Annotated in this window: 8 protein-coding genes; all 8 read right to left on the reverse strand. The window is 71.3% G+C overall.

The window, feature by feature from the left end:
* Positions 1–227: 227 nt before the first annotated feature.
* The 8 genes from M4960_RS07595 to M4960_RS07630 all read right to left on the reverse strand — a co-directional run bounded on the left by M4960_RS07595 (position 228) and on the right by M4960_RS07630 (position 8,521).
* On the reverse strand, positions 228–1,943 hold the full coding sequence (locus M4960_RS07595; RefSeq protein ID WP_173170571.1) for a CTP synthase: 1,716 nt from the start codon (positions 1,941–1,943) through the stop codon (positions 228–230).
* Between the two features lie 189 nt (positions 1,944–2,132).
* Positions 2,133–3,827 (reverse strand): DNA repair protein RecN, encoded by a 1,695-nt coding sequence (gene recN / locus M4960_RS07600; protein WP_248703920.1) that lies wholly within the window; start codon positions 3,825–3,827, stop codon positions 2,133–2,135.
* A 25-nt stretch (positions 3,828–3,852) separates the two neighbouring features.
* Positions 3,853–4,782, reverse strand: coding sequence for an NAD kinase (locus M4960_RS07605; RefSeq protein WP_111086586.1), 930 nt, complete (start codon positions 4,780–4,782; stop codon positions 3,853–3,855).
* The gene (locus M4960_RS07610; protein ID WP_235035907.1) at positions 4,779–5,591 is read right to left on the reverse strand and encodes a TlyA family RNA methyltransferase; all 813 of its coding nucleotides are present in this window, start codon (positions 5,589–5,591) and stop codon (positions 4,779–4,781) included. Before M4960_RS07610 ends, M4960_RS07605 begins: the two co-directional genes overlap by 4 nt.
* A 13-nt stretch (positions 5,592–5,604) precedes the next feature.
* Entirely contained in the window at positions 5,605–5,772 is a 168-nt protein-coding gene (locus tag M4960_RS07615) for a hypothetical protein (protein WP_159572718.1), read from the reverse strand.
* A 10-nt stretch (positions 5,773–5,782) separates the two neighbouring features.
* Positions 5,783–6,754 carry an HAD-IIA family hydrolase gene (locus tag M4960_RS07620; protein ID WP_123294974.1) on the reverse strand — a complete coding sequence of 324 codons (972 nt, stop codon included), beginning with the start codon at positions 6,752–6,754 and terminating at the stop codon, positions 5,783–5,785.
* A gap of 31 nt (positions 6,755–6,785) precedes the next feature.
* Positions 6,786–7,598 (reverse strand): hypothetical protein, encoded by an 813-nt coding sequence (locus tag M4960_RS07625; protein WP_123294975.1) that lies wholly within the window; start codon positions 7,596–7,598, stop codon positions 6,786–6,788.
* Positions 7,589–8,521, reverse strand: a complete 933-nt coding sequence (locus tag M4960_RS07630) for a hypothetical protein (RefSeq protein ID WP_248703921.1) — start codon at positions 8,519–8,521, stop codon at positions 7,589–7,591. Before M4960_RS07630 ends, M4960_RS07625 begins: the two co-directional genes overlap by 10 nt.
* Positions 8,522–8,907 lie beyond the last annotated feature (386 nt).

Raw genomic sequence — 8,907 nt, forward strand, 5'->3', positions numbered from 1 at the left:
AACCATCCAAGCACGCGCCCCTCGCGGAACCAGGTTCCGGACACAGCACCGCGTCGTTCCGCGGTTCCGTGTCCGGAACCAGGTTCCGTGGGCGCGACCAGACGACGGACGGGAGGCGCGGTGCCAGCTGGCACCGTCCCTCCAGGCACGGCCGTCACCCCGCTGGCGCGGTGCGCCGGTACCGGCTGGCGGGGCCCACCTCCCGTCCGATCGTGGCTGGGCTGCGCTTACGCGACCTGCTCCTCGTTCTGCGGGTCGAACAGGCTGGACGCCTCGTGGCGCTCGATCGCGGCAGCGACGAGCCCCGCGAACAGCGGGTGCGCGTTCGTCGGACGCGAGCGCAGCTCCGGGTGCGCCTGCGTGGCGATGTAGAACGGGTGCACGTCACGCGGCAGCTCGACGTACTCGACCAGGCTGCCGTCGGGCGACGTGCCCGAGAACACCAGGCCGGCGTCCGCGATCTGCTGCCGGTACGTGTTGTTGACCTCGTAGCGGTGACGGTGGCGCTCGGACGCCTCGGGCGCACCGTAGAGCGACTCGGCCAACGACCCGGAGCTGAACGTCGCCGGGTACAGGCCGAGGCGCATGGTGCCGCCCAGGTCGCCGCCGGCGATGATGTCCACCTGCTCCGCCATGGTCGCGATGACCGGCGTCGAGGTCTCCGGGTCGAACTCGGTGCTCGACGCGTCGGTCAGGCCGGCCTCGTGGCGGGCGTACTCGATGACCATGCACTGCAGGCCGAGGCACAGACCGAGCGTGGGGATGCCCTGCTCACGTGCGAAGCGCAGCGCGCCGAGCTTGCCCTCGATGCCGCGCACGCCGAACCCGCCGGGGATGCAGATGCCGTCGACGTCGCCGAGCTGCTTCGCAGCGCCCTCGGGCGTGGTGCAGTCGTCGGAGACGACCCACTTCAGCGTCACCTTCGCGTCGTGCGCGAAGCCGCCGGCACGGAGCGCCTCGGTGACCGACAGGTAGGCGTCCGGCAGGTCGATGTACTTGCCGACGAGGGCGATCGTGACGTCCTTCTTCGGCTCGTGCACGGCACGGAGCACCGGGGTCCACGCGGTCCAGTCGACCGGGCCGGCCTCGAGCTTGAGCGCGTCGACGATGACCTGGTCGAGGCCCTGGTTGTTCAGCAGCGTCGGCAGGTCGTAGATCGACGGGACGTCCACGGCGTTCACCACGGCGTCCTCGTCGACGTCGCACATCAGCGCGATCTTCTTCTTGTTCGAGTCCGACACCGGGCGGTCCGACCGCAGCACGAGGGCGTCGGGCTGGATGCCGATCGAGCGGAGCGCGGCGACCGAGTGCTGCGTCGGCTTCGTCTTCTGCTCACCCGAGGCGTTCATGAACGGCACGAGCGACACGTGCACGAAGAACACGTTGTTGCGGCCGAGCTCGTGGCGCACCTGGCGCGCCGACTCGATGAACGGCTGCGACTCGATGTCGCCGACGGTGCCGCCGACCTCGGTGATGATGACGTCGGGCTGCGGGTCGTTCTCCGCCTGCTCGCGCATCCGACGCTTGATCTCGTCGGTGATGTGCGGGATGACCTGCACCGTGTCGCCGAGGTACTCGCCCCGACGCTCCTTGGCGATCACCGTCGAGTACACCTGGCCGGTCGTGACGTTCGCCGACTGCGCCAGGTTGATGTCGAGGAAACGCTCGTAGTGCCCGATGTCGAGGTCCGTCTCCGCACCGTCGTCGGTCACGAAGACCTCGCCGTGCTGGAACGGGTTCATGGTGCCCGGGTCCACGTTGAGGTACGGGTCGAGCTTCTGCATGACGACCTTGAGGCCGCGAGCCGTCAGGAGATTGCCGAGGCTGGCTGCCGTCAGGCCCTTGCCGAGAGACGAGACGACCCCGCCGGTCACGAAGATCTGCTTCGTCACCTTCGGGGTCGGGGTGTTTGCCTGGGTACCGCTGCTGAGAGTGTCCGCCACGGGATTCCATCGTACGTCAGAACTGCCGGGAGGCGCGACCTCGGTTCGCCGTGGGCGTTGCGCGGGGTGGGTGGCCGGGTCTTCGGGCCGTGCGCGCGTGGGCGCGCGTGCTTGCCTGCGTGCTTGCGTGCGTGCTTGCGTGCGTGCTTGCTTGCTTGCTTGCTTGCTTGCTTGCGGCCGTGTGGCAGGTCAGGCCGTCTGGCCGGCCACGTCGAGCAGTTCGCGGGCGTGCTCCACGCCGCTCGCGCTGTCGCCGAGTCCCGAGAGCAACCGCGCCATCTCCTGCAGGCGGTCGTCGCCCTCGAGCCGTCGCACGCTCGACGAGGTCACGGCGCCGCTGGCGTCCTTCACCACGTTGAGGTGGTTGTTCGCGAACGCCGCGACCTGCGCCAGGTGGGTGACGACGATGACCTGCGTGCGCTCGGCGAGCTTCGCCAGCCGACGGCCGATCTCGATCGCCGCGGCACCGCCCACGCCGGCGTCGACCTCGTCGAAGACGAACGTCGGCACGGTCGTGCTGCCGGCCATCACGACCTCGATCGCGAGCATCACGCGCGAGAGCTCGCCGCCCGATGCCCCCTTGCCGATCGGTCGGGGGTCCGTGCCGGAGTGCGGCTGCAGCAGGATCGACACCTGGTCGCGTCCGTGTCGGCGGTACTCCCCCGCGTCGGTGACCTCGACCACCAGGGTGGCGCCGGCCATCGCGAGCGTCTTCAGCTCGGTCGTGACGCGCTTCGCGAGGTCCGCTGCCGCCTTCGTGCGGGCAGCGGTCAACGCGGCCGCCGCCGCCGCGAGGGCCTGTTCGTCCTGTTCGACGGACTGCTGGAGGGCGGCGATGCGGTCGTCGTCGCCGTCCAGCTCGAGCAGGCGGTCGCTCGCCCGCTGCCCGTAGTCGATGACGTCGTCGACGGTCTCGCCGTACTTGCGGGTGAGGCCGGCGAGCAGGGCGCGCCGTTCGTTGATGAGCTCGAGATCGTGCCCGGCTTCGGGCTCGAGCGAGCCGAGGTAGCTGGAGATGCTCGCCGAGGCCTCGGCCGCCTGGATGCCGAGCTCCGTGATCTGTTCGAGCACGGGCTGCAGGGCGGCGTCGGAGTCGGCGACCCGCTCGACGGCGCGTCGGGCGGACTCGACCAGGCCGACGACGTCGGAGACGCCGTCGAGGGACTCGCTGGACAGGGCCTCGTGCGCCAGGGCAGCGGACAGCCGGAGTTCCTCGAGGTTGCCGAGCCGGTCGGCGCGCTCGGCGAGCTCGACGTCCTCGCCGGGCTGCGGGTCGGCCGCTTCGATCTCGTCCGAGGCAGCGCGGATCCGGTCGGCTTCGGCCACCCGCTCGTCGCGGTCGCGCGTCAGTGTCTCGAGTTCGCCCGTGTGCTGCTGCCACGCGTCGTACGCGGCGACGTACCGGTTCAGGGCCTTCTCGAGCGCCGCCCCGCCGAAGCCGTCGAGCGCCGCACGCTGCGCGGTCGACGAGGTCAGTCGGATCTGGTCGGACTGGCCGTGCACCGTCACGAGCTGGTCCGCGAGTTCACCGAGCACCGCGACGGGAGCGCTTCGGCCCCCGACGGTCGCACGGCTGCGCCCCTCGGCCGAGACCGTGCGCGTGAGGATCAGTTCGCCGTCCTCCACCGCGCCGCCGGCGTCCTCGACGCGTTCGGCGACGGCAGCGTGCTCGGGGACGTTCCACCGGCCCTCGACCACGGCGCTCGAGGCACCACGGCGGACCGAACCGGCGTCCGCCCGAGCACCGAGCAACAGCCCGAGGGCCGTGACGATCATGGTCTTGCCGGCACCGGTCTCGCCCGTGACGACGGTGAACCCCGGACCGAGTTCGAGCGTGGTCTCGCCGATGACCCCGAGGTCACGGATCGCGATCTCCTCGATCATCGGTGGTGCTCCTCGCCTCGGCCGGTCACAGGTGGTCCTCGTCCTCGTCGGTCTGCGGCCCGCGCCACCCGGTGACCGGGAGCCGGAACTTCGCGACCAACCGGTCGGTGAACGGGGCGTCCTTGAGGCGCGCGACCCGCACGGGGTCCGGCGACCGTCGGACCTCGACGCGAGCGCCCGGCGGCAGGTCGTGCGTCCGGCGACCGTCGCACCACAGCACCCCGACACCGCTCGTGCGCCGCAGGACCTCGATCGCGAGCGTGCAGTCCGGGCCCACCACGATCGGGCGGGCGAACAGGGCGTGCGCGCTGAGCGGCACCATCAGCAGGGCGTCGACGTCGGGCCAGACGATGGGACCGCCGCCGGAGAACGAGTACGCCGTGGACCCGGTGGGGGTCGACACGACGACGCCGTCGCACCCGAACGAGGACAGCGGGCGACCGTCGACCTCGGTCACCACTTCGAGCATGCGCTCGCGCGATGCCTTCTCGATGGTGGCCTCGTTGAGCGCCCAACTCGAGTAGACGATCTGGTTGCCGACGACCACGTCGACCTGCAGGGTGACGCGCTCCTCGACGTGGTACTCACCCGACAGAGCACGCTCGACGGTCTCGGCGAGGGCGTCCCGCTCGCTCTCCGCCAGGAAGCCCACGTGCCCGAGGTTCACGCCGACGATCGGTGCCCGCGTCTCGCGCACGAGTTCGGCCGCGCGCAGGATCGTGCCGTCGCCGCCGAGCACGATGACGATCTCGAGCTGGTCCGCCTGGACGTCGACGCCCAGGATGTCGACCTGCCCCACCGAGGCTTCGGCCCGCCGGATGTCGGCGTACTCGTCGAACGGCATCACCGGGATCAGACCGGCGGCGTGCAGGAGGTCGCAGACCTCGACCGCAGCGTCGATCGAGTCACGGCGACCCGTGTGGGAGACGAGCAGGATGTGCCGGTCGTCGCTCATGCGGTCCCCTCTGTGAGTTCGGTTGCCCGGACTCTCCATTCTGTCGGATTGCCACCGACACCACGCTGGAAGCGCGCGAGGTACTCGTGGTTCCCGTGCGTCCCGATGATGGGCGACGCCGCGAGCCCGGTGGTCCCGAAGCCCAGGTCCCATGCGGCCCACAGGACGTTCATCAGGGCGTCGTCGCGGAGTGCCGGATCGTGCACGATGCCCTCGCGCACCCCGCCGCGACCGACCTCGAACTGCGGCTTCACCAACAGGACGAAGTCGTCGGCGGGGACGGCCTCGGCCAGGGCGGGCAGCACGAGCCGGAGGGAGATGAAAGACAGGTCGCCGACCACCAGGGTCGTCTCGGCTGCAGCGCCGTCGAGCGCGAGGTAGTCCGACCGGGTCAGGCTGCGGGCGTTGGTGCCCTCGACCACTGCGACACGCTCGTCGACGGCGATCGTGGGGTGCAGTTGCCCGTGCCCGACGTCGAGCGCGATGACCCGGCGAGCACCACGGGCCAGGAGCACCTGCGTGAAGCCACCCGTGCTCGCACCGACGTCGAGCACCACACGGCCGGACGGGTCGACGCCGAACGCATCGAGCGCTCCGACCAGCTTCTGGGCAGCGCGGGAGACCCACTCGTCGGCCGCGTCGACCACGATGCCGGCAGCCGGCGAGGTCGGGGTGGAGGGCTTCACGACAGGACGACCGTCGACCGTCACCCGGCCGTCCTGGATGAGCTTGGTGGCAGCGGTGCGCGAACGCGCGAGGCCACGTGTCGCGAGCAGGGCGTCGAGGCGGACCGGGGTCGCGTCGGGCACGGCTCCGTCCGGTTCAGGCACTCGCGGTGCCGCCGCTCTCGAGCCGCGTGCGCAGCTCGTCGTGGAGTGCCGAGAACGCGTCTGCACGTTCGACGAGCGGCAGGGTCTCGGCCGCCGAGGTGCGCGCGGCGAACTCGTCCTGCGGTTCCAGGTCGGCGGACGGCTGCTCGGGGTTCGGCACGTCCGACACGCTACTCGCCGCCGTAGAGCTGCGGGTCCACGTCGAGGCCGTAGATGGCCAGACCGGACTCCCAGATCAGCGCTGCGCCGGCACGGAGCCGATCGATGTCGCTGCCGGCGTCGAGCACCCGCACCACGTGCCCCCGCATCGCCACGGTGGCGCTGCCGACGGTGACGTACCGCGTGCCGTCGTCGTCCTGCCGCCGGACTGTCACCGGGTAGGGCTCGGACAGACCACGGAGGTCCTCGAGCACGAACAGTGGACGCGAGCGCTGATCGGCCGCGAGCACCTGCTTCGCCTGGTCGATGCCCGTGAGCACGAGGACGCTCGGGATCCCGACGTCGTTCGCCCCCTTGATGTCGGTGTCGAGACGGTCACCGATGAACAGTGTCTTCCCGCCGCCGAACCGCTCGACCGCGGCGTCGAAGATCGGGCGCTCCGGCTTGCCGGCGACCACGGGCATCCGCCCCACGGCCTGGTGCACCGCGGACACGAGCGTGCCGTTGCCGGGGGCGATGCCGCGCTCGACCGGGATCGACCAGTCCATGTTCGTGGCGACCCACGGGATCGCCGGGTCGGCCAACGCGAACGACGCCTCGGCCAGTTCCTTCCACCCGAGGTCCGGTGAGAAGCCCTGGATGACCGCGGCCGGGGAGTCCTCGGCACTGGTCGTCACCGTGAAGCCGGCGGCCTCGACGATGCTCGACAGTCCCAGCCCACCGGTGACGAGCACCGTCGCGCCGGCGGGCACCAGCGTCGACAGGAGCTGCACGCCCGCCTGCGACGACGTGACGACGTCGTCCTCGGACACCTCGAGCCCGTAGCGCTCGAGGTGCTCGGCGACGTCGATCGGTCGTCGGGACGCGTTGTTGGTGATGTACCCGACCCGTGCGGTCAGCGAGGCCCGTGTGAGCGCCTCGACCGCGTGCGGGATGGCGTTCCGCCCCCGGTAGACGACGCCGTCGAGGTCCGTGAGCACCACGTCGACGCCGTCCGTCGGCGCGGTCGGGACGTCAGTCGGCTGCGGAGCCGTCGACGTCGCGGGGGTTGTCGTCGTCGAGTTCGCCGGGCTCGTCGGCGTCGCCGGGTTCGCCGACGACGTCGGGCTCGGCGAGGGCTGGCTCGTCGTCGTCGTCGAGGTCGGCGTCGTCGTCGAGCTGGTCGGTGTCGTCGAGCTCGCCGGCGTCTCCGTGTTCTTCGACTTCGAGCGTTTCCTCGACCACATCAACTGTCTCCCAAGCGTTCTCGTCGGCGGCTTCGGCGAGAGCCGCTGCCGCACGGTCGACACGGGCCCACCACTCGTCGGCCTCGTCCTGGCGGCCGAGCTCTTCGAGCGTGGCCGCGTAAGCACTGTAGAGCGCCGGTGACCACGTGTAGGCCGTGGACGGGTCCAGCTGTGGAATCTCCAGCTCGCCCAGGGCAGCTGTGGGGTTCCCGAGGTCGATGCGTGCGCCGGACATCGCGATCGCGAGTTCGACCTGCACCGCGGTGTCGAGCGCGGCACGCTCCACCGAACGGCCGAGTTCGAGCGCACGCTCGGGGCGGCCGAGGCCTCGTTCGCAGTCCACCATCATCGGGAGCTGGTCGTTGCGGCCGGAGATGCGCCGGTAGGTGCGGAGCTCGCGCAGCGCGGTCGCGAAGTCCCCCAGGCGGTACGCCGTGATCGCAGCGGTCTCGCGGACGACACCGACGCGACCGGCACGGCGGGCGGCGCTCAGAGCGTGCTCGTTCGCCAGAGCGGGGTCCTCGTCGACGAACAGCGCCGCGGCCACGAGGTGCCGGGCGACCCAGTCGGCGTTGTCCTTGCTGAGCGTCTTCAGCTCCATGCGCGCTGCGGGGTCGAGGTCGCGCGCATCGATCTCGTCGGGGATGTCCGGGTCGTCGTGGCGCGGGCGGAGCGACTTCGTGCCGTACGGGTCGCGGTCTTCCCAGTCGTCGCGGGCTGCCTCGCCGAACCGTGCGCCGGCGTGACGCGTCCCGTCGCCGAAGCGGCGTCGGTCGTCGCCACCGTCCTGACGCGGGCGGTCGCCACCGCGGGCCGGACGGTCCGAAGCACCCCGGAAGGACGGTCGGTCACCGTCACGACGCGGACGGTCGCCGTCGCGGGCCGGACGGTCGCCGCCGCGGTACGCGGGACGGTCAGAGCCGCCGCGGTACGCGGGACGGTCGCCGTCACGACGCGGACGGTCCGATGAACCGCCACGGTACGACGGACGGTCGCCATCACGAGCCGGGCGGTCAGAGCCGCCGCGGTACGGGCGGTCTCCATCGCGAGCAGGACGGTCGGAACCACCGCGGTACGCGGGACGGTCACCATCACGACGCGGACGATCCGAGCCGCCCTGGTACGGGCGGTCGCCATCACGACGGGGACGGTCCGAACCACCACGGTGAGCAGGACGATCGCCATCGCGGGCGGGACGAGCGGGACGGTCCGACCCACCGCGGTACGCGGGGCGGTCACCATCACGACGCGGACGATCCGAACCACCACGGTAGGCGGGACGGTCACCATCACGCGCGGGGCGGTCCGACCGGAACGGACGGTCCCCGTCGCGGCGCGGACGCTCAGCACCGCGGGGGCCGTCGCCGCGCGGCGGACGGCCGGAGTCGCCGCGATCGCTCCGCCACGACGGACGATCATCACGGTCTCCGGAGCGGAACGGACGGTCGCCACCGCTCCGCGGCGCACTGTCGCGACGTGCAGCGCCGTCGCGGAACGGACGGTCGGAGCGCTCAGGACGGTCACGACGGTCATCCTCACGGCGTTCGAAGTCACGCGGACCGGACGACCAACGGCCTCCGCTCGCAGCGTCTCCGCGCGGACCTCCGTCGCGTCGAGGGGCTCGGTCGTCCCGTCGGGGTCGGTCTCCCCGGTCGCCGTCGTTCCGCCGCTCGTCGTCGTTCGCCACCGTTGCTCCTCATCGCGTGCCCGAGCCGAAGGCCGGGCGTTCGTCCGCTGTGTCGTTGTGTTGGGTGCCGCGTCGGTCGCACCGACGTTCGAGCTCCAGTCCATCACGAACCGGAGCCGACGTCGAGCGACGAGCGGCAAAACAGAAATGGCCACCGGCCACCACCGTGAACGAGGGTCTCCCCTGCGAATTCACGATGGAGGGCCGATGGCCACATCTTCTT

Origin of the sequence: Curtobacterium sp. MWU13-2055 (assembly GCF_023242305.1) — a bacterium.
In the GTDB taxonomy this organism is placed as follows: domain Bacteria; phylum Actinomycetota; class Actinomycetes; order Actinomycetales; family Microbacteriaceae; genus Curtobacterium.

What these genes read in the sequence shown, in the direction of transcription:
- recN (WP_248703920.1), bottom strand. Translation starts at nt 3,827, where the DNA reads ATGATCGAGGAGATCGCGATCCGTGACCTCGGGGTCATCGGCGAGACC.
- M4960_RS07605 (WP_111086586.1), bottom strand. Translation starts at nt 4,782, where the DNA reads ATGAGCGACGACCGGCACATCCTGCTCGTCTCCCACACGGGTCGCCGT.
- M4960_RS07625 (WP_123294975.1), bottom strand. Translation starts at nt 7,598, where the DNA reads ATGGAGCTGAAGACGCTCAGCAAGGACAACGCCGACTGGGTCGCCCGG.